This is a genomic window from Blastocatellia bacterium, assembly GCA_016713405.1.
In the GTDB taxonomy this organism is placed as follows: Bacteria; Acidobacteriota; Blastocatellia; order Chloracidobacteriales; family JADJPF01; genus JADJPF01.
Genome location: JADJPF010000027.1, coordinates 406,373 through 432,743, shown reverse-complemented (window position 1 = coordinate 432,743; position 26,371 = coordinate 406,373). Strand labels below are relative to the sequence as shown.

Here is a 26,371-nt window from a genome sequence, read left to right as displayed (position 1 = left end):
CCTTATTTTAGTTAAATTTTCATTAGTTGATTCCAACGATAGGAAGTTTTTTTCTCAACTGCACTTTTAGCAGACTCAATTACTAAATCTGCCATTTTATTAATTACCCATGGAAAATATTTTTCTGTTAGTGAGCTAATATCAAAATCTGGTGCAGAGTTCATAAAATCAATTGCATATGGAATATTATCTCTAACAGCAAACTCTACAGTATTCATATCATAACCAAGAGCTTCATTTATTTTGATTGCATCTATTCTAATTCTTTCCTCTAAGTTTGGGTCTAAAGTTTGGTCAGTGCCGCGATAGCGTTCAAAATGAGGTTTTCGAGGATCCCAATTAGTTATAAGTATTTCTTTTTTGCCAATACAGATACAGCGAACATATTGTTGCCAATCGATAAATTCCTGCAACATCATACATAGTTGACCTGATTGGTTATAGTGAAAAAGCAGTTCTTCCAGGGTATTAACCTTATTAACGGCTTTCCACCCTCCTCCCCAATGAGGTTTAGAAATGCTGGTAGGCCGATATATTCAATTACAGCTTGCCAATTTAAAGGAAATTTTAGATTGCTTAAGCTTTCCGCGCTAATGCCTTCCATATAGCTATGCATGGGCAAAACAACTGTTTTAGGCACAGCAACACCTAGTTTTTCAACTAAAGCTGTACCAAAAAACTTATCATCTGCCATGCGCCAAAAAGGATTATTAATAACCACTGTTCCACTAAGAGTAGCTGTCTTTAAGTAAGTTTGATAAAACGGGACTTCATGAGAAATGCGGTCAATAATAACTTGATAGGGGCAAGCCATATTACTAGCAACCTCCCCAACCCTAATATAATCAGCAGTTACACTTTGATTGCGCTTATTGATTTCTTCTATCAAGGCATTAGGGAAAGAACGCTCTCTGCCTACTAATAAACCTACTTTAAGCATATTCTATTAGCTCCAAATTAGGAAATTAAGAGTTGACTATTATGCGGGTAATTCTTAGTATGCTGCAACCCTAGTTGGAAGCAAGCAACTTATCTACAACAATGGATTTAATCTCAAAGACTACTTTGTTATATTTTGCAATATGTCAATCAAAGAAAATCTATCATCCATACAATCAAGAATAGCTAAAGCTTGTCAAAAGGCTAATCGTAATCCTAATGAAGTACGATTAATTACGGTGACAAAAACTTTTCCTGTTAATTTAATCAAAGAAGCTTTAAGGGCTGGGGTAACAGATATTGCAGAAAATCATGTTCAAGAAGCAGAAGAAAAATTCCCGCAGTTGCCAAATGATGTTTGTCATCATCTAATTGGACATTTACAAACAAATAAAGTCCGTCGTGCAGTAGAGCTTTTTGATTGGATTCATACAATAGATAGTATAAAACTAGCCGAACGGGTAAACCGTATTGCAGGCGAACTTGGACGACAAATTGTAGTTTTGGCACAAGTAGATTTAGCAAAAGAGTCTACTAAAACTGGAATTGATGAAAGTGAATTGATAGATTTAGCTACTTATCTAGGCCGAGCAGAAAATTTAGCTTTTCAAGGTCTAATGACTATTCCTCCATATTTTGAAAATCCCGCTAAAACTGTTCGCTATTTTAGACGTTTACGAGAGTTATTAGAAGATATTAATAACCGTCCAATTATTCCTAACCCTTTAACAGAACTTTCTATGGGAATGAGTCATGATTTTGAATATGCAATTGCTGAGGGTGCAACAATGATTCGTGTTGGAACAGCTATTTTTGGTGATCGAAATTACTTATAAAAGCTTTTTACAGAAGGTTATGAATTGAAGCATAGCTATGAGCTATGCTAGATTATGCAGTTAGCTTAAAAAATCAATAATATTCATTAATATTACTAAATAAAGCCAACTTGCTTTTTTGAAAATTTTCCTATAGACCTATTATTTGCCTATCTTAACAACTTGCCTCTTTTACTAGAGAGGAAAACCAAGAAAAGATTATTTTTTATTTATACACAAAAACAGAGGTGATCTAATGTCTGGACATAGTAAATGGCACACAATTAAACATAAAAAAGGTGCTTTAGATGCCAAACGTGGCAAAGTCTTTACCCGTCTAATCAAGGAAATTAACGTAGCTGCTCGTGGTGGCGGTGGTGATCCTAATAATAATGCCCGTTTACGTAAAGCTATTTCTGATGCTAAAGCTCAAAATATGCCTAATGATACTATTGACCGTGCAATTAAGCGTGGTACAGGGGAACTAGGCGGGGATGTTATAGAAGAAATCATTTATGAAGGTTATGGCCCTGGTGGTGTAGCTATAATGGTTGATACAGTAACAGATAATAAAAATCGTACTGTAGGTGAATTACGACATCTATTTTCTAAAAATAATGGAAACTTAGGTGAAGCAGGTTGTGTAGGTTGGATATTTGAAAAGAAAGGCTCTATTTTACTTGAAAAAGGGGCTTTGTCTGAAGATGAAATGTTTGAACTTGTAGTAGGTGCTGGTGCAGAAGACCTTAAAGATGATGGAGAAAGCTGGTTAGTGCTAACTAAACCTGATGATTTTGATGCTGTATTAGAAGCAATTAAAGCAGCGAAACTTAGCCCTATTTCAGCAGAAATTGAACGAGTTCCACAAAACACAGTAAAACTAACTGGTAAAGAAGCACAACAAATGCTTAAGCTCTATGATGCTTTAGAAGATCAGGATGATGTGCAAAAAGTAGCTGCCAATTTTGAAATGGATGACAGCGAATATGAATCTGCTGGGTAATTAAAACCTTTTGTACTTTAACAGGTTCTATAAAATTTTTTTGTAGAACCTGGGTTTAACTTTTATGAGAGCAACATTAAAAAGGCGTGGTGCTGATGTTGGTAGTAGTTTCCAAGCTGCTATAAATAGTACTAATAACGCTTATGCTCAGGCTGAACGCGCTTATATAACCCGTAAAGCTATACCTGGTAAATATTTAATGAAACGTGGAGAGCAAAGACGAGGCTTAAATATTCCAAATGTTGCGGATCTACCTATCAATCAAAAAAATATTTCTGGGGCGCAATTAATTGCCCTCACTAAAGAACAAGGTAATCCTTTATTACTTCGTGAATTTGTGCCTGAATCAAAAGCTGAACCTGATTATGGTGGTGCGGTTGCCCCTAGCGGTCGAGCAATATTTTACGATGCTAAAACAACTCAACGTGACCGACTAGACTTAGATAACCTTCATCCTCATCAAATCTACTTCTTAGAATGTATGGCAACAACTGGAGCTATCTCAGGTTTTTTAGTTGAGTTTTCAACACATAGAAAAGTTTATTTCCTGCCAATTCAATTAGTTAGGCGTTATTGCAACACTACAGGTTATAAAAGCGTACCATTTCGTTTTTTTGAAAATCACTTAGTCAAAGTAGAAGCAGGCAAAGGTTTACTAATTTTTGACTATTTAACTGCAATTGAAAAACAAGAAGAGCTTTATGGACGAGATTATAATAATTTAGTAATCCCTAAAAAAGCTTAAATTAAGGAAAAGGCAGTGAAGTCACTTTATCTACCAGTTTTTTTAGCTATTATTGGTAATATTCTTTATCATATTTCCCAAAAATCTATTCCTAAAACAGCAAACCCTTTTTTTTCTATAATAATTGCTTATATTATTGGAATTATTATTTGTATTTTTGCAAGCTTTTTTTATACAACTGATAAACCTTTTTTTAGTGCAATTAAAGATACAAATTGGGCTGTTGTTGTTGTTGGTATAGCAGCAATGTTAATTGAAATAGGTTTTTTATTAGCTTATCGGATAGGTTGGAATGTAACTTTTACAGGTACTTTAGTTGGTGCTGTAGGAGCTCTATTATTAATCCCTATTGGCATAATAGCTTATAAAGAAAAAATATCTGTTTGGAATTTATTAGGAATTTTATTTTCTATTTTAGGTTTAGCTTTAATTTCTATAAAGACAGAAAAGAGCTAATAATAACTCTACAGACTAGTCAAGCAAGAAATTCTTTTGCTAAAATCTCAAAACTAACCCAAATTGATTTAGGATAAAAATCTATGAGAATCAGCAAGTTAATTCTCCTAATTGGCCTTACTATTAGTTTATTACTAATTTCTACTCAAAGCAATTTTGCACAAGAACCAACTAAAGCTGACACAGAAGACACAGAAGACACAGAAGTTCAAGAACAAGAGGCTAAACCTTTAAGTGCCGCAGATACTGTTAAAGAGTTTTACCGATTGTTAAGAGAAAAAAAATACTTAGAAGGGTTTCGTCTGTCTGTCTATCGTGATGCAATAGAACCTTTAACACCAGAAGAATTAAAAGAATTAGAACCTGATTTTGAGCTTACTTTTTCACGTATCCCTGAGACAGTAAAAATTCTTGGCACTCAGATTATAGGTAATAATGCCACTATTTTTATTAAATCTTCTGATAATCCTAAAGATCCTACAGCAGATGAAGTTTTTTTAATTCAAGTAAATGGTAACTGGGTAGTAGGTGATTTAGAAACTTTACAGTTGGTTAAAAATCTTGATCGCAAGTTTTTCCAGAAATCAAAATCCGCGCACATGAAGATGCAGCCTTAATATATATGGAACGCTATATTGGTGCGCAAAAACTTTATAGCGATGCAAATAAAGGTATTTATGGTTCAATGGAAGAATTAGTAGCATCAAATTTTTGGCCTCCAAGTCTAAAAAGTGGTGAAATAGAAGGCTATAAATTTTCAATAGAGTTGGGCAAAGATAAAAAAGAGTTTTGGTTACATGCTGAACCTTTAGCTTATGCTAAAACAGGACGTTTATCTTTTTATGCAGACTTACGTGGGGTTTATAAGCTTGATAATGGTGGTCAAATATTTCGTGGGCCTCAAAGCTTAGGGGATAATAATTAAGCTTTAAATAGCTCTCCACTGTTTGATTCTACTACATTAATTGCGGTTAAAACTTCATCTACTAAGGGAAATAATTCTTCTGGATTTTGTACAAATCCAACTTGTTTTATTAGCATATAAGCATCTGTAACATCAATACGACGACCTTTACCAGAACAAATAATAAATAATTGGGTTAATTGTTCTCTAATTAAAGGGTTTAACTCTCTTTGAACTTCTAATTGTCCTGTTCCTTTTGGAGGGGGCATAAGTAACAAAATAGGGCTGTCTTGAACTTCTACCAGCAGTTGCTTGTTTAACCAGGCCTCGCCCAATTTTTCCTAAAGTGCCTTCTGGATAAAGTCTTAAACTATCCATTAATCCTTTTGGATAAGTTACAGAAATATGTGTTTCATTTTGCCCTAAAGCACGACTACCCGTAATATTTACCAAGCAAGATCTATAATAACCCTTTATACGAAAAACTTTTACTTGTCGCTCACCTCTTGTTTCTACACCTTCACCAAAACTCATCCGATATTTTTGTGCAGAAGTTTGCCAAACACGTTTATCTTTTGAAGTTTTATCCAAAACTAGCTTAATAACAACTATCAAAAAAACAAAAGCTATTATGTACTGTATTTTGTCTGCCATTGCATCTATGTCCTTATTAGATAGCTAGGGAAGCAAGAAGATAAATGATTTATTATTTGTAAGAAACTTTCTCAATAATATATGAATTTAGGCAAATAATAGAAGAGAAACTCACGAGGCTATATGAAATTAACATCAACACAACAACTAGGTGCGATCATTATTTTAGTTTTATTAATTCTACTAATTTTCTACCGTTTAATAGGATAAAAATATTTATTTTTAATTATTTTGTAGGGTAAATTTCTATTATGGTAAGTTCTGGTCTAGCACAAAATCTTACTCTAGGGGTATTTCCTCCTTCCATACCTATACCACGATTAACATAAAGCCAAGTATCTTTAACTTTATAAAGACCTGACTCATATTTTTTATCAAACTTAGAATAAGTAATTAATGCTCCGTAAAAAGGCATTGCTATTTGCCCTCCATGAGTATGTCCAGCACAATATAAATCTATCTGACCTGCCAAATCTTCTATTTCATCAGGGTAATGATATAAAAGTATTGAAAATTCATCTTTAGGGATTTGATTAAGTAGTTTAGGGATTTGATTTGCTTGTCCTACAGGAACTCCTGTAATCCAAAAGTTATAACCATTTATAGATAATTTTTCACTAGTAGATTTAAGCTCTTTAACTCCTGTTTCGCCAAATAAATCCAAATTATACCAAAACCAACTATCCCAATTACCTTTAACAACATAGGTTGGAGCTATTTTAGATAATTTAGAAAAAAAATTTTTAGCTACCTCTAATCCTTCAGGTGAGTTAAGTGTATCACCTGTAAAAACAATTATATCTGGATGTTCTTTAGCAATAAGCTCTGGCAAAGTGGTTTCTAAGCGGGGTTTTGGATCACTATGTAAATCAGAAAAATGAACTATTTTTAAGGGTTTTGAATTTTTAGAGAGTTTAGAAGTAGCAAGTTTAATATAAGAAATAGAAATCCAGTAAGGTTCTATAAAACCATAGACAAAGCAAATCAATCCTAAAAAAGCAGCTATTAAACTTGCTTGTCTTAACCATTTTTCCAAACTTGATCACTTAATGGAAATGAAAAAAACTTATTTAAGAAAAGTCTAATAATTGTAGCAAAAGCTAGTATATAAACTATAATAATAACGCTTAAGAAAAATAATTATTCTGTACTCAGCAGCTTTTGACATAAAGGTTTAATATAAAAAACTTTAGGCTAATTTTTTTAGCAATACGTTTCAATAAGCGTTTTAAGCGTAATGTAATTTCTAAAACAACAAAAGGTTTAATCCAATAATCTTCTACCCCTTGTTCTAAAGCAAGAATTTTTTCTTCCTTAACATCTCGACCTGTAATAAAAATAAATGGGATTTCGCTTAAACTAGGGTCTTTCCTACATTGAAGAAAAAGTTGCCATCCATCCACATTAGGCATAATTATATCGGAGATAATTAAATTAGGTGGGAAAAGTCTTATTTTCTCCCATGCATCTTGTCCATCTATTGCAGTTATAGTTTGTGTGCCAAAGTTTTCAAAAATTACTATAAAAGTTTCTAACATGCCAGGATCATCATCTACTATTAAAACCCTTATTTTACTAAATTCTGGACTTGTAGCTATAATAGGTTCAGGAACCTTAAAAGGAGGTGCAACTAAAGGAGATGTTACATTAGCTTTTTTCTTTTCATTAGCTATTTCCTCCATAGAAGTTCTAACAATAGCTAAAATTTCTGGACTCAAAGGACTAGTATTCTTATCAAGCTCTGAAGTAGATTTAATTAACTGTTTTGATTTTATTGCATTAGCAAAATGTTCTTCACTTTCTCTTAAAGCAGGCTCAAGTGCTTCTAACAAAAGTAAGGCTGAATCAAAACGCTGCTTAGGTGATTTAGCTAAAGCTTTTAACACTACTTGATCTAGTAAAGGGCTAGTATATGAACGTAGTTGAGAAGGTGGTGTTGGAGATGTTTGAATATGTTTTAATGCAACATCCGCTCCTACAGGACTATCAAAAGGCACTACACCTGTAAGCATTTCATAAAGTATCACCCCAAGACTATAAATATCAGAAGTAGGATAAAGCTTTTCCCCTAAACATTGCTCTGGAGACATATAAGAAGGCGCACCTTCTGCCGCGCTATTATGTACAGAATAAATAGTTCCACTATTAGAAACTTCTCTTAAACGAGCAATCCCAAAATCAACAATTTGTACTAATTCTTTTCCTTCAGTATTATCTAAAATAATATTATCTGGTCTTAAGTCACAATGTACCACTCGGTTTTCATGTGCTAGAGCAATTCCAGAACAAATTTGTTGCATAATAGCTAAAATACGCAAAAAAGGTAGTTGGGTATTACCAAGTATTTCTTGCGTTAAAGAATGCCCCTTCAATAGTTTCATTGCCATATAAGCTCCACCTGTTGGCAATGTCCCATAATCATAGATTTTAATTATGTTTGGATGTTCTAATTTAGCTATAGCTAAAGCTTCCGTGCGAAAGCGATTAACAGCATCAGCATTGTTTAATAATTGTGTTGGTAAAACCTTAAAAGCTACTTGTCTCATCAAAACTATTTGCGTAGCACAGTAAACTACTCCTGTACGCCCGCGACCTAAAACATAATCTATTCTATATTTATCTAAAATATTTGGTGAACCAGACCAGGAAAAAACCAATTTGTTACCATCATTTGGACAAGATAAGATATTATCTTCAAAGCAGAACTTACAAAGTGGGCATTCTTTCATCCAAAAAATCCTTACATTGGGAATAATGGGTGTTTGGAATTTATATTATTTTGATTGGAAATCTAATTTTCCCATCAAATGAAAAAACTCGCAAGAAATGTTCATTTTCTATAAAATCTCTATCTTTACAAGCAAAATTATCTAGAAAAATATTTTATTAAAAATTTCTAGACAACTTACTTAGTTAGGTACATTAACGATGACAAAACTTAAACTCACTGTTTTGATAGCCTTAAAGTTTTTACTTATTAGTTCTATAACAATGGCAATAAGTCTTTACTTAATGTTAACTTATTTACCCAATCCATCAATATTTGATATCTTAAACAATCCTCACCCTGCTATTTTGTGGCCCAGAGTTTTTGGTTTTTGGTTTTTGTTATTAGCAATAATTGGTTTAGTAATTTTAGTGAAAAACAAATTTGCCAACAAAAATCCCTCTACTAATTCTAATGAACTAGTAAAACCTCTTATCAGTACTTGGTTAATATTTGTAGCTATTGCTATCCCCTCAGGACTTTTAACTATGAGAATCACAAACTATTTTAGTCCTTCTTTACGTCGCCATGTAAATTACCACTTAGTAGAAGCAGCAAGGTTTAATGATAGTATTACTCTATTGTGGCTATTTACAATTGCTAGCAAAGATCAATTAGACCCTTTACTAGAAATTACCTTACGTAATAGCAGTGATGCTTCATTAAGGATACTAATGGCTATTGGAATAAAGCCTAATGAAAATGATCTAAAATTACTTATGATTGAAGCAGCAGCAAATGGAAATAATAATATGCTTCAGTTATTAAAAGACCAAGGGATAAGTATTAATATAACTACAACTTATGGTCAATACCCTTTATTAGCAGCCGTAGAACATAATAAAATAGATACTGTCAAATTTTTATTATCAGCAGGAGCAGATCCAAATAAAGTAATTAAAGGCTCTTACCCTTTACTAATAACTGCGTTGTTAAATGATAATACTGAGATAGCCAAAACTTTAATAAAAGCTGGTGTAGACTTAAAAAGCTGCTTATTAGGAAAGGATTTTTCCCTTGCTCGTAAAGACATATCAGAAACTCAAACATCTACTAGCTTAACATTGACACCTGATAGCACACCATTAATGCTTGCAGCAGCTAGTGCTAATGTAGAAGCACTTAAAGCATTAATTGAGGCTAAAGCCGATGTTAATATAACAAACTCCCAAGGTTATACAGCTTTAATGTGTGCTAAAGCCAGTGTTTGTAGCGAGTGTGAGCAAATTTTAGTAAATGCTGGTGCTAAATAAAAATTTTTTTAGAAGGTTTTTAAAAATAGAAAGGACTCTTTTCATGTATCGCCTAAGTTGTACTGAAGTTTGGGGAGGAAACCAAAATACTAATGATGATGTTTGCAGCAATGGTTTAACAGCAACAATTTTTTCTAGTTCCAGTGATGGTGGTAAGGGTGGAGATGTTTATTATTTTAGTGTTTGTGGGCAGGATTTATTAACACGGATTGCAATTGCAGATGTAGTTGGTCATGGTCAAGCAGTAAGTCATATTAGCCAATGGGTTTACACAACACTAAAAAAAAATCTTGGTAATCTTGATAATAATGTTGTGTTAGCAAATATTAATCAACTTGCTTATGAGCAAGGTTTTCAAGCTATGACTACTGCTGCAATAATCAGTTACTTTATAAAATCAGGTTTGTTATCTTTCTCCTATGCTGGACACCCGCCTTTTATTTGGCGAAATCAAGAACGTCTTTGGCAACTACTTAGTATTGATAAACCCTTAACTACTCCTTCTAACCTTCCATTAGGAATAATGGAGAGTGTAGCTTATGATCAAGGCCAGGTTTTTGTTAGCAAAGGAGATCGCTTTATTGTTTATACAGATGGAGTAATTGAAACTTCTAACAGCGATGGAGATTTTTTTGGACAAGAACAACTCCTTAAAGTGCTTCAAGATGGGCAAAATGATAGCTTAATAGAGTTAAAAGCTCGTATAATCAAAGCTTTGCAACAACATGCTAATGGAGATTTATCTCATGATGATGTTACATTTATGGCGGTTGAAGTTAATTAACTCTAAAAAATAGAAGGATTAAGCATGAAGATAGTTACTTGGAATGTTAATTCCATTCGCGCACGTTTATCTAGACTCTTAGATTGGCTCATACGTAATCAACCAGATATAGTATGCTTACAAGAAACTAAAGTAATAGATTCAGATTTTCCACAAACAGAAATAAATGCTATCGGCTATCAATGCACAATTAGTGGACAAAAATCTTATAATGGAGTAGCAATTTTATCTCGTAGCGATCCTAAAAATGTTATTTCTCAATTACCTGGTGATGCAAATGATAAGGAAAAACGATTTCTTGCAGCAGAAATTTCCGGGATCCAAATTATTAATGTTTATGTGCCTAACGGTAGTGAAATAGATTCAGATAAATATAAATATAAATTAAACTGGTATTATCGCTTAAGAGATTACCTAGATACATCTTTTAGCCCAGAACAAAACCTATTAATTTGTGGGGATTTTAATGTAGCTCCAGATGATAGAGATGTTTGGGATGTTAAACATTGGACAGGACAACTACATTTTAGCGAACCAGAAAAAGAGGCACATAAAAACTTAGTAAACTGGGGCTTAAAAGATGCCCTACGTCTTCATTATTCAGATGCTGGAATTTATACATGGTGGGATTATAGAAGCTTAGGCTTTCAACGTGGTTTAGGCTTAAGAATTGACCATATTTTGCTAACCAATCCTTTAACAAAACGCTGTACAGATGTAGTAATAGATCGTAATGAACGTAAAGGAGAAAAGCCTTCTGACCATGCACCAGTAACAGCAATTTTTACCAACTAATTAGGTTATTGTTTAGCTATTAAGCGTACAGAAGGTTTGCCAATATGAATATGTGGGCCGGTAGACGATCCTGAAATTGCTCGATTAAAAGCTTGAAAAGGAATCCCGGCTCCACGTAAAAAATTTATTAATTGCTGTCCTTCTAAAGTTTCAGGATGTAGAGCTACATCAATACAATTGCGATGGTCAAAACCTAGTCGGTCATGAGTAGGACTTTGACCATAAGCACTAATTGGTAGGCTACGACCAAAGCTATCTTGAAAAAATTTCTGTACCACTGGAGTATCTTGCAATGACCAAGCATAACTTCCTATATATCGAATAACTCCACTACTAACTTGATAAGAAGGTGTTTTTGGTAAAGGAGGATTTTGAGCTAACTCTTTTGCTGCTTCTGCTTCAACTAATAAATAATCTGCTTCTGTTAATTCTTTTTCTAATGACTTTATTTTAGTTTCTATATTGCTAATTTCTACTTCTATATTTTCTACTTCCCGACGTGCTACAATCCCTAATTCATAAAGCTCTTTTCTCTTTGCAAACTTTTCTTTCTGTTTATCTAAATCTATTTGATAAAAACCAATTAGTTTCCCTACACTACTTTTATATTCTATGGTAGAACTAAGCAAGCGTTCAGCTATTTCTATTTGTTGTTTTTGACTTGAACTTAGCTCTACTGAAGAGTTTTTAGTAGCTACTGCCTTCCCTTTTTGAGCTTTTGCTATAGAAAAAAAAAGCTACTAATAACAAAAAAGCTACTATGCACTTAAAGCTATTTTTTTTACTCATCATCTTCTTGCAAAGTATAATCTTTTAATAAGTTACGACGTTTCTTAAATATTTTATCTACTGCCATTTTGACTAGTCTTTTACGCATATCATCATTTTCTTCTAACAATAAATTAAAAGCACATTCCCAAGTCCAATGATTTTCACGCCAATGTATAGCTTTTTGTTGTATTAAAAACAGATGAGGTTGTCCACAACCGCAAACTAGCTCTTCTTGTTCGTTAGCATCACAATTACAATATTCCCATTCAACTGTAGACATAATTAATATTTATTTTTCTAAAATAATCTCCTGTTAAACTTATCTAATAAATCTAAAATAAATAAGGTAAATTAAATATTTTTAACCTATATATTTGCTGCATCAATTTGTTTTTCTGCCATATCACCAATAACAGGTAGTTTCCAGTAATGACCTTGATAAGCTTGATACATAGAATATATCCATGTCGCAACTAATCCTAAAGTAATTAAGTTACTAAATACACCCACTAACTTAAGCATAAAACTAAGCCCAATTACTGCAAAAAATCCACTTATAGAAATAATAATAATATTACTGACAAAAAAGACTATTACCCAAGCAGCAGAAAACAAAATAGATTGCATTGCATGAAATCGAACAAACCGATTTTCTTTTTCAGTAGTAAAGAAAAAATAAAGACCTGAAATAAAAAAAAGTACATAACTAAGCACAGAAGCAATTTTAGGATCAAAATTTACCTTTATCTCATTTAAGTCAATACCTTGTTTTACAGGTTGTTGATTGGGATCATATTGTTGATAATTTGGATCATATTGTTGTTGGTAAGGCTGTTGATATTGCCCATCATAAGGCTGTTGATAAGCTTGATTTGGATCATATTGTTGTTGGTAAGGCTGTTGATATTGCCCATCATAAGGCTGTTGATAAGCTTGGTTTGGATCATAATAAGTGCCTTGAGGCGGATAGCTACCTTGATAACGTGGGTCTACTTGGTTTTGTGGATACTGTGAATATTGCTGTTGATTATAAGCTTGATTATAAGGTTGATTTGGTTGTGGGTTAAAAATAGTTCCTTGCTGTGCCATAGGATTATTTTGTGGCATTGGCTGTGTAGGCATCTCATTTGTTCTATAAGGATCAATAGTGAAATTACTATTTGGGCTAGTATTATTTTGATTTGGTTGTGTAGTTGGAAAGGTAGCTTTATTTTGCTCAGACGATACTTTATTTTGAGGGTTTTGCTGATTTTTTGATTGCTCAGACATATAAAACTCCTAACAAATTAATCATAAGGAACTCTTACCCTAACGATAGAATTAGCTTGTCCGGTTTCCGAATTAATATCAATAATTACACCACACAGGAAACATTCGCGTTCTGCTATTTCTAACTTACGTGGCAAGCCAGAAATAAATTTTTCTATAATTACATTTTTATCAATCCCAATTACACTGTCATATGGCCCAGTCATACCTAAATCTGTAATATATGCTGTAGCTTTAGGTAAAATTCTTTCATCTGCTGTAGGGACATGTGTATGTGTACCTACTACCGCACTTACTCGGCCATCTAAATACCAACCCAAAGCCATTTTTTCACTAGTTGCTTCTGCATGATGGTCTACTAAAATTATTCTGATATTCTTATCTAAATTATTAAGTATTCTATCTACAGCATGAAAAGGACAATCATTAGGTGCCATAAATACACGGCCTTGTAAATTAATTACTGCAATAGGAATACTTTTGTGTTTACCTGACCAAACCCCGCTACCAGGAATTTCTACAGGGTAATTAGCCGGACGTAGTAACTTAGGTTGATCTTTAATGTATTCTAAAATATCCCTTTTATCAAAAATGTGATTGCCAGAAGTCATTATATCTACTCCAGCAGCCAAAAATTCTTCTCCCATATAAGGTAACATTCCAAATCCACCAGCAGCATTTTCAACATTAGCAACAACAAAGTCTATTTCATAATCTCTTCTAATATTTTTTAGTTGTTCTATTATAACTGCACGCCCAATACGGCCAACTATATCACCTATCATTAATACTTTCATTTAACAAAATACTTTCTAAATAATTTTATTTTCTATCTTTACTTTTTATCTATTTTTCTTCTATTGTTTTTACCCTATTATGTATATTTCCAACAATATTAGACAAACTAGTAATTGCTGTATTGACAGAAGAAACCATTGCTTGCATTTGATTTTCCATTGAAACAATAGCATTTCTCATCTCTGCCCTATCTTCATCTGCTTGTTTAGTTACTGAAGCTATCATCTCTCTCATCTCTGCTCTATCTTCATTTGCTTGTTTAGTTACTGAAGCTATCATCTCTCTCATCTCTACTCTATCTTCATCTGCTTGTTTAGTTATATTTTCTACTGTGTTATTCAAAGAAGAATACATCATTCGCATTTCGGCTCTGTCTTCATCTGCTCGCTTAGTTGCAGAAGCCATCATTTTTCTCATCTCTGCTCTATCTTCATTTGCTTGTTTAGTTAAATTTTCTATTGTGTTATTTAAAGAAGAATACATCATTCGCATTTCGGCTCTGTCCTGATCAGCTTGTACAGCCAAAGTAACTACAGCATTTGTTAGAGTTTGCATATCATTTGTTAAACCTTTAACATCACTTGTTAAGCTTTGTACATCACTTGTCAAACTTTGTACATCTACAGACAAATTTTGCAAACTCTCCTGTAATACCTGTTGATTAGCTTCATATTTAGCTTGTTGATTAAGCAAAAACTCTATAGCCTTTTCTACTTGTTCATTAGTCATAAAGACTCCTTTTTCTATATTTAAGTAGAAATAATGTAAAAATAATAAGACAAGGATAAAGCTCTCCGCGTGGCCGTGAAGCATCTGCATTTGAACCTGCCTAAACAGGTGGGTGGCCTGGCTCCAATCCAGTCGTTAATCCGTGACTCTGACGGAAAGCTGGTATTAGGATGCACTCTAGCCTCCCATTCAAATGACGTTGGTTCAAAAAATAGGTGCTAACACTAACTTTGCAGAGAGCTTAAAATGTTGATTTACTATAACTGTAGGTCTTAAAGAGGTCAAGTAATTGATAAGACTATTAATAAATCAATCAAAAACTATTTGGCCTTTTTTAATAAATTATCTAGTAGTTGAGCATATTCGCTGCTACGTTCTCCAATAGTATAATCTAGCTGTTCTAACTTACGTCTAATCTTGTAGAGTTCATCAGCAATATTAAGCGCAGCTAAAATAGCAACTCGTAATGAATCTGCTGTCATAGTCCCAGCAGCAACTTCTTTCATTCGCCGGTCAACATAAGCTGCTAATTGCTGTATATACTCACTATCGCCTTCACCGCGAATATAGTAAGTTTGATTATATATTTTCACTTCAACTACCTGTGTAGGGTGTAACTCCATAATGGCTAGGGCCTTAGATTATACTTTAACTGCTTTTTACTATTGTACTGTTTCTGCTAATTCAGGATCAATAATTGATATTGCTGTTATCATAGTTTCTACTTTAAGTCTAATTTCTTCTCGCTCTATTTTTAATTGTCCTAATTGCTTTTGCAAAAGTTCCTTTTCAGCACGTAAACTTTCAACTTCTTCTTTTAGTGTAATTAGCTCTTGTTCAAATTGATCTCGTTCTTGATTAATCTTATCCCATCGCTCAATGATACGATGTATTTTATCATCTAAATACGATAATCTTTCCAATCCCGTTAAATTCATCCCTTTATCCCTCTATATTTCTATACTTTAGTTAGCGACGTAGTTGCCCGTCAAATTTGGATGATAAGAGATTAACAATTTTTTCATCTAATTCATTGATTTGCTGATCTGTCATAGATTCTGCTAGTGGTTGATAACGTAAGCTAAATGATAGAGAACGTCGGCCAGTTGGCAAATTCTTTCCTGTATAAATATCAAATAGTCTTATATTTACTAATTCTTTTATTTCTAAATCCTTTATTGCCTTTTGAAGTTCTTGATAACTAACACTTTCTGGCACTAGGAAAGAGAGGTCACGATTAACAGCTTGTAATTTAGGTAACGAGGTGTATTTTACATCTGAACTAGGTAAAGATAAAAGCTGTTCTAATGATAATTCTGCTAAAAACACTGTTTGCTTAAACTTAAATTCGTCTCTTAGTGATGGGGCCATTTGTCCAAAATGCCCTAAAACCTTATCTGCAACTTTAATTTGTGCTGCTTGTCCGCTGTGTAAGTAACTAACAGAAGACCTTTCTAACTCATAATCTTTTATTCCACAGTTTTCTAGCACAACTTCTACAACACCTTTTAGATCATAGAAATCCAACATTTCTTGTTGATGTTGCCAATCGCTTTCACTACGTTGACCTGTAGCAAGAAAAGCAAGTTGTTCATACTCTTTAACAATATCATCTTGCTTTTCAAAGCATTTTCCTACTTCAAATAACCTAATATTGCGATTACCAAAATTAAAATTTCGTGCTAAAGATTCTACAAGTCCTCCAAGCAGTGAAGTCCTCATTTGTGGACGTTCTTCATCTATTGGATTGCTAATTACTAAAGTATTAAGTTCTTTATTTTGGAAGTATTTATCTAACTCAGTTTTTACCCAACTAAAAGAAATTGTCTCTGAATAACCCAACTCAATTAATGTACTTTGCGCTTTTCTACGTCGGTCTTCACCTGTTAAATATGCACCTGCACCATTCCATGTAGGCAGAGTTAAAGGAATATGTTCATAACCTACATGACGAGCTATTTCTTCTACCAAATCTTCTTCAATGTTAATGTCTGTACGAAAACTAGGCCCAACAACCTCCCAATGTGAATCAGGCATAAATGTAGTTACTTCAAAACCTAGTTCTGTTAGTAGTTTTGGAACTCTAGCAGGCTCAACAATCAGCCCTGTTAAAGCAGCAATTCTTTTGTAGCGTAGCTCAATATTTTTTCTAGTAATCGCTTGAGGATAAGCATCTACAACATCCGCTAAAAGTTCCCCTCCAGCAATTTCACAAATTAACTCTGCACATCGGTTTATCGCCCTAATACAAGCTTCTGGGTCAGCACCTCGCTCAAAACGATGTGAAGCTTCTGTTTTCATATCTAAAACTCTTGCAGTTCGACGAACTGAAGCAGGACTAAAATAAGCACTTTCTAGTAAAACATCATAAGTATCATTAGAAATTTCGCTATACTCTCCGCCCATTATCCCTGCTAAGGCTGAAGGCCGCTCATCATCAGCAATTACTAACATATCTTCTCGTAATTTTCTTTCTACCCCGTCAAGTGTCTTAAGTGTTTCCCCTGCTCGTGCAGTACGTACAACAATTCGCTTGCCTACTAATTTATGAAAATCAAAAGCGTGTAGTGGATGACCTTGTTCTAATAAAACAAAATTGGTAATGTCAGCAATATTATTGATGCTACGTTGTCCAATACTTTCTAAGCGTTTTACCAGCCAACCAGGAGATGGAGCAACTTTTACACCTCGAATTACTCTTGCAGTATAACGGGGGCAAAGTTCAGGATTAAGAATTTCTACAGATGTAATAGAAGAAGTAGCAACAGATGATTCTTTTAGCTTAAGCTTTGGTAGCTCTGCTTTAACACCATAAATTGCAGTTAGTTCACGTGCAATCCCATAATGTGATAAAGCATCAGCACGATTAGATGTAATATCAAATTCTAAAATATAATCGTCATCCTTAGCAGTAACAGTTTCCGCTGCTAAACCAACCATTGTTAAACGTTCGGCTAGCTCTTGAGGAGAAGCATTAACATCAATATAAGTTTTTAACCAGTTATAGCTAATTTTCATAATTTTATACTTATCAATTTACTTAAGTTTTAACCATCTTAAAACTAGCGAAATTGTGTTAAAAAGCGTAAATCCCCTGTAAAGAAATGGCGAATATCATCAATTCCATAGAGCATTGCTGTCATTCTGTCAATACCAAATCCAAAAGCAAAACCAGAATATTTTTCTGAATCAATATTGCAAGCCTTTAAGACATTTGGATGCACCATTCCACTACCACCAAGCTCAATACAACCAGAACCTTTACAAACACGACAGATAGTATTTTTACCTTCACATAAATAACAACTAAAATCTGTTTCTGCACCTGGTTCAACAAATGGAAAATAGCTAGGGCGAAACCTAAGTTTTATTGCTCGGTTAAAAAGCTTTTCTAAAAAGGTTTGCAATGTACCTTTTAAGTCACCCATAGTAATGTTTTCACCAACGGTTAAGCCTTCTACCTGAAAAAACATTGGGTTATGTGTAGGATCTGGAGTATCCCGACGAAAAACTTTTCCAGGTGCAATAACTCTAAAAGGGGGTTCTCGGCGTTGCATTGCATGAATTTGGACATTAGAAGTTTGAGAACGTAAGGCTAATTGTTCAGTGACATAAAAAGTATCTTGAGATTCTCTAGCAGGATGTCCTTGTGGAATATTAAGTGCGTCAAAGTTATAAAAAGTGGTGTCTATTTCCGGGCCATCTTCTACTGCATAGCCCATAGAAACAAATATATCTTCTATTTTTTGCCTGGCGCGTACAATTGGATGTGGACTTCCAACATTTGGGCGATGACCAGGAATAGAAATATCTATTCGTTCACGTTCTAAAGCTAGGCTTTCTGCCCGACGTTTTAGGTCATTTTGATGCTCTTCAAGCTGGTTTTCTGCATAATTCTTAAAATCATTAATTAACTTTCCTGCATCACGCTTTTCTTCAGGAGATAGTTTCCCTAACTCTTTCATTAGTAGAGTTACATGACCATTTTTGCGAGAAAAATAAAGATCCCGCACTCTTTGAAAATCTACTGCTTCCTGAATTGTTTCTACATCCTTGTCAAATTGTTTGCGTAGTTCAGAAATAGTTTCTTTCATAACTTTATAATGAGGGGTCAAAAATTTATTACCTGTTCTATTAAGCTATAATATTTAAGCTAAAATAGTCCAGGTAATAAATTTAGTTATTATTTATTTAATCTTAAAGTGCTATAACGGCCATCTTTTTTGGTTGTAGTTTTAGCACCTTGTACAGCCGAGATCTTTTCAAGCATTTCTTTTTCTCTTGTTAAAGCTGTTTTAGCTGTAGAAACTAATTCTGTAAATGTAGCTAAGTCATTAACAGCTAAATCAGCCAACATTTTACGGTCTAAGTTAATACTTGATAGCTTTAATCCATGCATAAAACGGCTATAGCTTAAGCCTTGCGCTTTAGTAGCAGCACCGATACGAACAATCCATAAACTACGAAAATCACGTTTCTTTATCTTTCGGCCTACATAAGCAAATTTCAAAGCTCTTTGAACAGACTCTCTTGCCTGACGATAGAGCTTGCTTTTAGTTAAGTAAAAACCTTTGGCTAAAGATAAAATCTTTTTGCGCTTTTGTAAGCGTTTATTTCCACGTCTTGCCCGCGGCATAATTCCTCCCAAACTTAGGTTTGCTAATAGCAAAGCCTAAAAATCTAAATTAATTTAATTATTTGCGTCCATAAGGAAGCATTGCTTCGATTTTGCCTTGATCTGCTTCAGAAACATAAACATCTATATCTAAGCTACGCTTACGTTTAGCAGTCTTTTTTGTCAAAATATGGCGGGCGTGTGAATGACCACGCTTAAATTTTCCAGAAGCAGTTGAACGAAAACGCTTTGCTGCTCCTTTATGTGTTTTGAGTTTTGGCATTGCTGCTCTCCTTCAAAATAAAGAGTATTAAAAAATAATCTTAAAATTCGTCATTAGTAAGTGTGCGGCTAGTAATTAACTTGCTAGCACGACTAATAAATTCGTCTATGCTTATGGCTCCAATATCACCTCGACCACGTTCGCGCACGGCTACTTGGTTAGCCTGGGCTTCTCGATCACCAATTACTAACATAAAACAAACTCGTTCTAGTTGAGCATTACGAATCTTTGCCCCAACTTTTTCACCAGCAAAATCACCATCTGCACGTATTCCAGCCGCTTGCAACTTATTTAGAACCATTTGAGCATATTCATTTTGTCTATCTGTAATTGGTAAAACTCTAACTTGCAGAGGGGAAAGCCAGAATGGAAATTTTCCTTCAAAATGTTCTATTAAAATTCCAAAAAAGCGTTCAACGCTACCTAGTAAAGCACGATGTAACATAATTGGGCGATGTGGTTGGTTATCTGACCCAATATATTCCATATTAAAGCGTTCTGGTAAGTTAAAATCTACTTGAATAGTAGAAAGCTGCCACATACGACCAATAGCATCGACTACTTTAAAGTCAATTTTTGGCCCATAAAAAGCGGCTTCGCCTTCTATACGTTCATAAGGTAAGTTTTCTGCTGCAAGAGCTTCTACCAAAGTATCTTCAGCTAATTTCCAATTTTCTTCGCTACCAATATATTTTTTATTTGTTTCATCGCCACGAACAGAAAGTTCTACTTTATATTTGCTAAAGCCAAAAGTTTCATAAACATGGCGTGTAAAATCAATACAAGCACGGACTTCTTGGCAAATAGTTTGTGGTGTACAAAAAAGATGTGCATCGTCTTGTGTAAAGCCCCTAACACGTAAAAGACCGTGTAAAGCTCCTGCTAATTCATAGCGGTAGACTGTACCAAATTCAGCATAGCGAAGTGGAAGTTCCCGGTAAGAGCGTTGTGTAGATTTATAAATTCCAATGTGAAAAGGGCAATTCATTGGGCGGATACGATAGTGTTGTTCATCCATTTCCATTGGAGCAAACATTGAATCTGCATAATTTTCTTCATGCCCGGAGATTTTCCATAACTCACGTTTAGCTATTTGGGGGGTAAAAACTAGTCCATAGCCACGTTTTACTAACTGTTCGCGTAAAAAATCTTCTATTTCTTTGCGAATTATACCGCCCTTTGGATGCCAAAAAATCATGCCTGGGCCATAAACTTCTTGGACACTAAATAAATCTAGCTCCCGACCTAACCGGCGATGGTCACGGCGTTCAGCTTCTTCACGTTGTTTTAACCAAGCGTCTAGTTCTTCTTGTGTTGGAAAAGAAATCCCATAAATACGTTGCATTTGTGGGCGTTCATTATCACCTAACCAATAAGCACCTGCCAAAGAAAGCAACTTAAAAGCTTTAATTTTGCTTGTAGAATTAACATGAGGGCCTAAGCAAAAATCAATAAAAGTATTGCCTAATGTATAGCAGCTAACAGTATCTCCACCTTTATCTGAAATTAGCTCACATTTAAGGTCTTCGCCCATACCATTAAACTTTTCTAAGGCTTCTGCTTTAGGGATTTCTACACGGCGATAAGGAAGATTTTGCTTCACTAACTCTTTCATCTTCTTTTCTATTGATTGAAGATCTTCTGGACTAAAGCGTTCTTCTCGTTGAAAATCATAAAAAAACCCGCCCTTAGGGTCATCTAATAAGGCAGGGCCGATACCCAATTTAGTTTTGGGAAATAGCTCAAGTACAGCAGCGGCAAGTAAATGTGCGCTAGAATGCCGATAAACTTCTAAACCGTCGCGGGTTTCCGGCATGATAGCTTCTACTGTATCGGTTGGATTAACAGGAGTAGTAAGGTCAACTAGGTTTCCGTTGACACGTGCAACTAAACAGCGTTTAGCTATTTCTTTGTCTTGCTCTTTTAATACTTCAAAAGCAGTACGAGCGATAGGTGATTCTATGTTACTCATAATATTTACTAGGGCTATAAAATAAAGAGGAGCAAAAATAAGCCAAATTAGGCTAGTAACCTAAAATTATATGGTTGGTTAAGGTTGCCTCTTTGCAGATAGCCATTTTAATTAGGTAAGGTCTTATACTAGCGTCAATTATATTAAAAATATATTTGAACTTCAGGAGCTAGTATAAAATTAAGAATAGGCGCGAGCGGATTTGAACCGCTGACCCCTACCGTGTCAAGGTAGTGCTCTACCCCTGAGCCACGCGCCTGTTTTAACAATTTATTTAATTGATTAAGAACTTAATTTTTTGGAAAGTGAGAGAATACTTTAGTAACTTAAGTTTTGTCAAGCAATCTAAACTAAAATTTTGCTAACAAATTTCAATTACTAGTTTTTTCTAAGTTATTTAGTAGTTCTTTAGCTTTTTGTGAATTTGGATCTAGTTTAAGAGCTTTTTGATAATAATCTATGGCTTGCACTTTATCCCCTTTTTTCTCCAAAATAAAACCTAGGTTTAAGTGTGCATTTATTTGCATATTAGTAGTATAGGCATATTTTACTACAGTACGTACACAGGGTTCTGCTAAATCAAAATCCCCTTTACTAGTATATAAAAAACCCAAAAAGTCATTTACAGTTAGGGAATTAGGGCAAGCTTTCTTAGCTTGTTCAAAATAATAAAGTGCTTGATCAGGTAGTTCATTTTTAAGACTTAAGCGTCCTAATTCTAAATTAGCAGTACAATTTTCTGGAAATTTCTCTGTAGTAGCACTCCAAAATTGCCATTCATTAAACCAAGTATTATTTTGCTTTATAGTAGCACCCATCATTACTAAAAAGACAACTCCTATAATAACTAGAACTGAAGGCCGTAATGAAGTATCCGTTAATTGTTCCTTAGTCTTTAAGCTTTCATTTAGCCATTGTAACAACTGACCTAACAACAAGCCTGCTCCTATTAGGGAAAAATATAAATATCTATCGTGAATTAAATTTTCTGCAAAAAATAAATTAACATTTAATGTTGGAAGTATTGGTATAACTAACCATATTAAGGCAAGCCTTGTTAAGTGATTATTCCAAGCAATAAACAATAAAATAAAAGCAATTATTAATAGAAATAGCAACGGCAGGTAAAATGTTGATAAATTAGGCTGGTAAATATAATAAACAGGATAAAAAGGAATTAAATTGAATGGGTAAATTAAAATTTTTAAGTAATTAACTGTTACTGTAGGAAAACTATAAATAGCTACATAAAAAGGTAGGTTATTAATTTCTGGAAAGTCTGGACTAGCAAGTCTAAGATTTTTTCCACTAACAAATAAAAACCGTAAAAAAATATAAAAAAGTGTTGTTATAAAAAAACCTACTCCTGAGATAATCACAGGAAATAACTTTTTGTTCCAAAATAATTTGTTTTTAAATAATAGTAGTTCGTAAAATAATATAATTACTGGTATAATTACTGCAACTTCCTTAACAAGTAAAGCAAGAAAAAAGAATAATAAACTTAAGCATAACCAGAAAATAAAACCTTTACTCTTTATAGGCAAATCACGTGCGTATAAATAAGCAAGTAAAGAAATAAAGATTTTAATTGCAACTAGAGAATTTACTAGAGCAGTAATCCATGCAACCGATTCAGATTGTGCTGGATGAATAGTGAAAACTACTGAGGCGATTAATGAGAATCTGCTTATTTGAATTCTATCACTAAGTATTTTTGTTTTTTGTAATGAAATATTTATAAGCTGATAAACAACTACACTAATAATAGAATGAAATAAAACACAAATAAGATGCCATTTCCATGGGGTTTTCCCTGCAAACATATAACCTAGCTTTAATGCTAAAACATAAACTGGTCGATAATAAAGCATTGTTTTCTTCTCTTCTGGACTAAGATGAGAAGTTAAAAAGACCCACATATCAGAGCTAAACATAAGCTTTAGGTTTGCCAAACTCCAATTCTCTAAAACAGGACTAGCTCTAACTATCGTAGAAATATCATCGTAAACAAAATCATACCCTAAAGTGTTTATAAAACAACAAATTGCTAAAAAAAATGGTATTATGGGCAAAAATTTTTGATTATCTTGAAAGATTCTAATCATTTTTTCTAGCATTAACTTAATTGCTCTCCTTAATTGTTATTAGTTTAGCAGTAATAGCTGATGAAAAAATAGGCAGGATAAATCCTACCTATTTTATCGTAAATAAATTATTAGCTAAATTTTATATTGGCTATTCGTCCATATCCAAAATACTATTATCATTGTGATCTATCCCAATACGTCGTCCATTTCCTACAGGTACGCCGGTAAATGTTAGCTCATTACCTTTAGTTACTGCTTGGACTAAAGTTTGCCAAGACACTGGTGCTTCACCATTTTTATCAGTTTGGAACATTCCGCCACCAATATAAAAGAATCCCCGTATTTGAGTTTGATAAATCCCTTTTACAACTAATTCAACATTCTTTTTCTCAGCTTGAGACATTAACAACATAATGTTTGCTGTAGTTGCAGTAGCAGATTTAGTAGCATCATTAACCGTAACTTGAAATCCAACGCTAGGAGCAATGCCTGTATCTAGTGCTAAAACATAAGCTTCAACATCTCGGCGTTCTTGATCATTTCTAAAGGTAAAATTAACTGTTTTAAGAAAATTAAATAAAGTATCAAACACACCATCATGAGCAAAACCATAGCCTGAGAGTTGTTTACCAGCTTCTCTTAAATAACCTGTTTTTTGATACATTCCACGCAGTTGAGGAATTTTCATTGGTTGAGGTTCAGGTCTACCATTAGACATAAGCAGCACTTGACCAGGAATAATTAAACCATTTGTTCCTGTTCCAAATGGAACAGTTGTATGGCAGAAATTACAAGTTAACGCGCCGCGATCAGTTCGATCATTAACAAAAATTCTTTCTCCACGAGCAGGATTTGGGCCGCTTGATGGACTAGGATAAGTACGGTCTAAATTTTGCAGTGGGTTAGGAGGAAAAGTTAGAGTTTTAATAAAGGCCTCAAATTTTTCCATTTCCGCTTCTGTTGGCTTACGTTTTCCACCTAATAAAGATGTAAATGCTCCATCAAAGTTTTTAAGTTTTTCCTTATCTCCACGCCAATGAAGCGGTTCAGTCCCAACAATTCCCCGCAATGATTGTGTCACCATCGGCCCTTTCATTGGATGTAGATTAAAAGTAAAAGACCCTCCACCTAAAAATGAGCGACTTCTTACAACATCAATTTTCCCTGTAGGATCGCCTAAATCCCAAGCTAGTCCATCATTATGACCATTACGATGACAACTTGCACAAGAAATATCTCCATGTGATGAAAACTCTGTACCATAAAGGAATTGACGGCCTTCACGTACAAAACTTGGCTCAGGGTTATAACCAATTGCGACTCGTTCTTTTTCTTGTTGAGATGAAGTATTTATAACGCTAATTGTTTGATCAAATCGGTTTAAGACATAAAGCTGACTGCGTGCCCCATCTATTGCTAGTCCTGTTGGGCCTTCGCCAACACTAACGCGGCTTTGAATATTTCCATTGCTATCTAAAATTCCGACTTTAGCCGAACCTGTAGAAGCTACATAAAATCGCCCACTACTATCTTGGACAATATCAGTTGGCATAGCTAAACTTTTAGCTTTATCTTCTGCGCTGCTTTCTTCTTTTGTTAAATCAATGTGTGGGTTGAGATTTACATTTTTGACAGCAGGATTTTTACTAGAAACATCAATTACTGCTACCTGAGTTTTTATAAAGCGGCCTTTAACTTTAGGCTCAAAGCGTACAACATTATCAGAATCAGTATTAATAACAAGTAATTTATTAGATTTTTGGTCAAAAACGCTATTTCCGATATGAGTTCCAACACCTGTTACAGAAGTTTTGACACTTGGTTTATCGCTAGTAGCATCAATAACAAAAACATCATTATCAGCTAAAGTAAATGGAACAAATTTTGTCCATTTAGTGCTACCTGTTTCATCAGCCCATTTCTTTTTACCTTTTTTCTTAACAATAATTCCAGTTTGTGGAAATGGAGGCAAACTAGAAGACATAGCTGGATTGGGGGCTGGAAGTCCTCCAGATTCTTGAACAAACTCTGCTGAAATAATGGTGGTTTGATTACCTGATTCAAAAACAGAAACAAAAACATTTTCGCCTTTACTATCACGAGCGAGCGAGCGAGGTTGTTTACCTTGAATTTCAATAGTTTGTAAAAGTTGATCGCTATTGGGTTGGAAAACTTTTATTTGTCTAGTTCCAGAAACACAAACAAAAGCTTTTTCATTTGCTCCGCCAGCAAAAATAATATCTGTTGGCTCATCTCCTACAGCAATTGTTCTAATAACATTACCTGTAGATAAATCTACAACGCTAACATTATCAGACAGCCAATTAACTACCCAAGCTTCATTATTATTTCTAGCAGCAACGCTTACAGGTTCTAGGCCAACAGGAATTTCAGAAAGTAGCCTAGGACTATTGACAGTAATATCAAAAACACTAAGTCTATGATCTGGGCTATTGACGGCTAAAAGACGTGTTCCATCAGGGGTAATAGCTAATGGATGAATTTGTGGGCTTTCAAAACTATAAACAGCACTTGGTTGATCATTGGCAGAAACTTTTGGTGTAGTTTCTCGATTTGACGACCAAAAACCTAAAAATAATATTAATAAAATCGCAAAACTTTTAATTAAATATTTTTTTGCCTTAGTATCAGCAATAAGAGTCATAAATACTCCTTAATATAATTCTTTTTATGCTAAAGGTTTGAATGTGGTTATGTTACTTAAAGAT

At 34.1% G+C, this 26,371-nt stretch carries 27 protein-coding genes, 1 tRNA gene, 1 other RNA gene and 1 pseudogene; 9 read left to right on the top strand and 21 right to left on the bottom strand.

What is annotated here, in order from left to right:
* Positions 1 to 11 precede the first annotated feature (11 nt).
* A pseudogene (locus IPK14_27625) lies at positions 12 to 940 on the bottom strand (hypothetical protein).
* A gap of 142 nt (positions 941 to 1,082) precedes the next feature.
* On the opposite strand from IPK14_27625, the gene IPK14_27620 reads away from it, so the two are divergent.
* The 6 genes from IPK14_27620 (at position 1,083) to IPK14_27595 (ending at position 4,883) form a co-directional block, all read left to right on the top strand.
* Entirely contained in the window at positions 1,083 to 1,775 is a 693-nt protein-coding gene (locus IPK14_27620; protein ID MBK7997003.1) for a YggS family pyridoxal phosphate-dependent enzyme, read from the top strand.
* Positions 1,776 to 2,010: 235 nt separating this feature from the next.
* Positions 2,011 to 2,757: a YebC/PmpR family DNA-binding transcriptional regulator gene (locus IPK14_27615; protein ID MBK7997002.1), complete on the top strand. Its 747-nt coding sequence runs from the start codon at positions 2,011 to 2,013 to the stop codon at positions 2,755 to 2,757.
* 64 nt (positions 2,758 to 2,821) lie between these two features.
* Positions 2,822 to 3,502 carry a Holliday junction resolvase RecU gene (locus IPK14_27610; protein ID MBK7997001.1) on the top strand — a complete coding sequence of 227 codons (681 nt, stop codon included), beginning with the start codon at positions 2,822 to 2,824 and terminating at the stop codon, positions 3,500 to 3,502.
* A gap of 15 nt (positions 3,503 to 3,517) precedes the next feature.
* Positions 3,518 to 3,958 (top strand): DMT family transporter, encoded by a 441-nt coding sequence (locus tag IPK14_27605; protein MBK7997000.1) that lies wholly within the window; start codon positions 3,518 to 3,520, stop codon positions 3,956 to 3,958.
* An 83-nt stretch (positions 3,959 to 4,041) separates the two neighbouring features.
* A complete protein-coding gene (locus tag IPK14_27600; GenBank protein MBK7996999.1) occupies positions 4,042 to 4,575 on the top strand; it encodes a hypothetical protein in 534 nt (177 codons plus the stop codon).
* Positions 4,576 to 4,580: 5 nt separating this feature from the next.
* Positions 4,581 to 4,883 carry a hypothetical protein gene (locus IPK14_27595; GenBank protein MBK7996998.1) on the top strand — a complete coding sequence of 101 codons (303 nt, stop codon included), beginning with the start codon at positions 4,581 to 4,583 and terminating at the stop codon, positions 4,881 to 4,883.
* On the opposite strand, the gene IPK14_27590 is transcribed toward IPK14_27595, so the two are convergent.
* From IPK14_27590 to IPK14_27575, 4 genes are all read right to left on the bottom strand, one after another.
* Complete coding sequence (locus IPK14_27590; GenBank protein ID MBK7996997.1) at positions 4,880 to 5,131, bottom strand: hypothetical protein; 252 nt, start codon at positions 5,129 to 5,131, stop codon at positions 4,880 to 4,882. The genes IPK14_27595 and IPK14_27590 overlap by 4 nt on opposite strands.
* Entirely contained in the window at positions 5,070 to 5,516 is a 447-nt protein-coding gene (locus IPK14_27585; GenBank protein ID MBK7996996.1) for a hypothetical protein, read from the bottom strand. Before IPK14_27585 ends, IPK14_27590 begins: the two co-directional genes overlap by 62 nt.
* Positions 5,517 to 5,742: 226 nt before the next feature.
* Positions 5,743 to 6,552: a metallophosphoesterase gene (locus IPK14_27580; protein MBK7996995.1), complete on the bottom strand. Its 810-nt coding sequence runs from the start codon at positions 6,550 to 6,552 to the stop codon at positions 5,743 to 5,745.
* Between the two features lie 115 nt (positions 6,553 to 6,667).
* A complete protein-coding gene (locus IPK14_27575) occupies positions 6,668 to 8,245 on the bottom strand; it encodes a protein kinase (protein MBK7996994.1) in 1,578 nt (525 codons plus the stop codon).
* Between the two features lie 199 nt (positions 8,246 to 8,444).
* Between IPK14_27575 and IPK14_27570 the strand changes: the two genes are divergently transcribed.
* Genes IPK14_27570 through xth form a run of 3 tightly spaced genes read left to right on the top strand, consistent with a single transcriptional unit; the run spans position 8,445 to position 11,115 of the window.
* Entirely contained in the window at positions 8,445 to 9,536 is a 1,092-nt protein-coding gene (locus IPK14_27570) for an ankyrin repeat domain-containing protein (protein ID MBK7996993.1), read from the top strand.
* A gap of 43 nt (positions 9,537 to 9,579) precedes the next feature.
* Positions 9,580 to 10,320, top strand: coding sequence for a serine/threonine-protein phosphatase (locus IPK14_27565; protein ID MBK7996992.1), 741 nt, complete (start codon positions 9,580 to 9,582; stop codon positions 10,318 to 10,320).
* Positions 10,321 to 10,344: 24 nt separating this feature from the next.
* Positions 10,345 to 11,115, top strand: coding sequence for an exodeoxyribonuclease III (gene xth, locus IPK14_27560; GenBank protein ID MBK7996991.1), 771 nt, complete (start codon positions 10,345 to 10,347; stop codon positions 11,113 to 11,115).
* Positions 11,116 to 11,120: 5 nt separating this feature from the next.
* Here xth and IPK14_27555 read toward each other — a convergent pair whose 3' ends face one another.
* The 16 genes from IPK14_27555 to IPK14_27480 form a co-directional block, all read right to left on the bottom strand.
* A complete protein-coding gene (locus tag IPK14_27555) occupies positions 11,121 to 11,744 on the bottom strand; it encodes a hypothetical protein (GenBank protein ID MBK7996990.1) in 624 nt (207 codons plus the stop codon).
* A 152-nt stretch (positions 11,745 to 11,896) separates the two neighbouring features.
* Positions 11,897 to 12,166, bottom strand: a complete 270-nt coding sequence (locus IPK14_27550) for a hypothetical protein (protein MBK7996989.1) — start codon at positions 12,164 to 12,166, stop codon at positions 11,897 to 11,899.
* An 86-nt stretch (positions 12,167 to 12,252) separates the two neighbouring features.
* Positions 12,253 to 12,975 (bottom strand): DUF4870 domain-containing protein, encoded by a 723-nt coding sequence (locus IPK14_27545; GenBank protein ID MBK7996988.1) that lies wholly within the window; start codon positions 12,973 to 12,975, stop codon positions 12,253 to 12,255.
* A gap of 197 nt (positions 12,976 to 13,172) precedes the next feature.
* Entirely contained in the window at positions 13,173 to 13,952 is a 780-nt protein-coding gene (locus IPK14_27540; protein MBK7996987.1) for a TIGR00282 family metallophosphoesterase, read from the bottom strand.
* A 49-nt stretch (positions 13,953 to 14,001) separates the two neighbouring features.
* Positions 14,002 to 14,682 (bottom strand): hypothetical protein, encoded by a 681-nt coding sequence (locus tag IPK14_27535; protein ID MBK7996986.1) that lies wholly within the window; start codon positions 14,680 to 14,682, stop codon positions 14,002 to 14,004.
* 58 nt (positions 14,683 to 14,740) lie between these two features.
* A non-coding RNA gene (gene ssrS / locus IPK14_27530) (6S RNA) lies at positions 14,741 to 14,924 on the bottom strand.
* A gap of 78 nt (positions 14,925 to 15,002) precedes the next feature.
* The gene (locus tag IPK14_27525) at positions 15,003 to 15,305 is read right to left on the bottom strand and encodes a cell division protein ZapA (protein MBK7996985.1); all 303 of its coding nucleotides are present in this window, start codon (positions 15,303 to 15,305) and stop codon (positions 15,003 to 15,005) included.
* 39 nt (positions 15,306 to 15,344) lie between these two features.
* The gene (locus IPK14_27520) at positions 15,345 to 15,620 is read right to left on the bottom strand and encodes a hypothetical protein (GenBank protein MBK7996984.1); all 276 of its coding nucleotides are present in this window, start codon (positions 15,618 to 15,620) and stop codon (positions 15,345 to 15,347) included.
* 31 nt (positions 15,621 to 15,651) lie between these two features.
* Positions 15,652 to 17,700, bottom strand: coding sequence for a phenylalanine--tRNA ligase subunit beta (locus IPK14_27515; GenBank protein MBK7996983.1), 2,049 nt, complete (start codon positions 17,698 to 17,700; stop codon positions 15,652 to 15,654).
* Positions 17,701 to 17,744: 44 nt separating this feature from the next.
* Positions 17,745 to 18,776, bottom strand: a complete 1,032-nt coding sequence (pheS, locus tag IPK14_27510) for a phenylalanine--tRNA ligase subunit alpha (protein ID MBK7996982.1) — start codon at positions 18,774 to 18,776, stop codon at positions 17,745 to 17,747.
* Between the two features lie 89 nt (positions 18,777 to 18,865).
* Positions 18,866 to 19,318: a 50S ribosomal protein L20 gene (gene rplT / locus IPK14_27505; protein MBK7996981.1), complete on the bottom strand. Its 453-nt coding sequence runs from the start codon at positions 19,316 to 19,318 to the stop codon at positions 18,866 to 18,868.
* Positions 19,319 to 19,376: 58 nt separating this feature from the next.
* Positions 19,377 to 19,580, bottom strand: a complete 204-nt coding sequence (rpmI, locus tag IPK14_27500) for a 50S ribosomal protein L35 (GenBank protein MBK7996980.1) — start codon at positions 19,578 to 19,580, stop codon at positions 19,377 to 19,379.
* A 40-nt stretch (positions 19,581 to 19,620) separates the two neighbouring features.
* Positions 19,621 to 21,552 (bottom strand): threonine--tRNA ligase, encoded by a 1,932-nt coding sequence (gene thrS / locus IPK14_27495; GenBank protein ID MBK7996979.1) that lies wholly within the window; start codon positions 21,550 to 21,552, stop codon positions 19,621 to 19,623.
* Between the two features lie 187 nt (positions 21,553 to 21,739).
* Positions 21,740 to 21,811 (bottom strand) — tRNA-Val (locus IPK14_27490).
* A 112-nt stretch (positions 21,812 to 21,923) separates the two neighbouring features.
* A complete protein-coding gene (locus tag IPK14_27485; protein MBK7996978.1) occupies positions 21,924 to 23,672 on the bottom strand; it encodes a tetratricopeptide repeat protein in 1,749 nt (582 codons plus the stop codon).
* 118 nt (positions 23,673 to 23,790) lie between these two features.
* Entirely contained in the window at positions 23,791 to 26,307 is a 2,517-nt protein-coding gene (locus tag IPK14_27480) for an SMP-30/gluconolactonase/LRE family protein (GenBank protein MBK7996977.1), read from the bottom strand.
* Positions 26,308 to 26,371 lie beyond the last annotated feature (64 nt).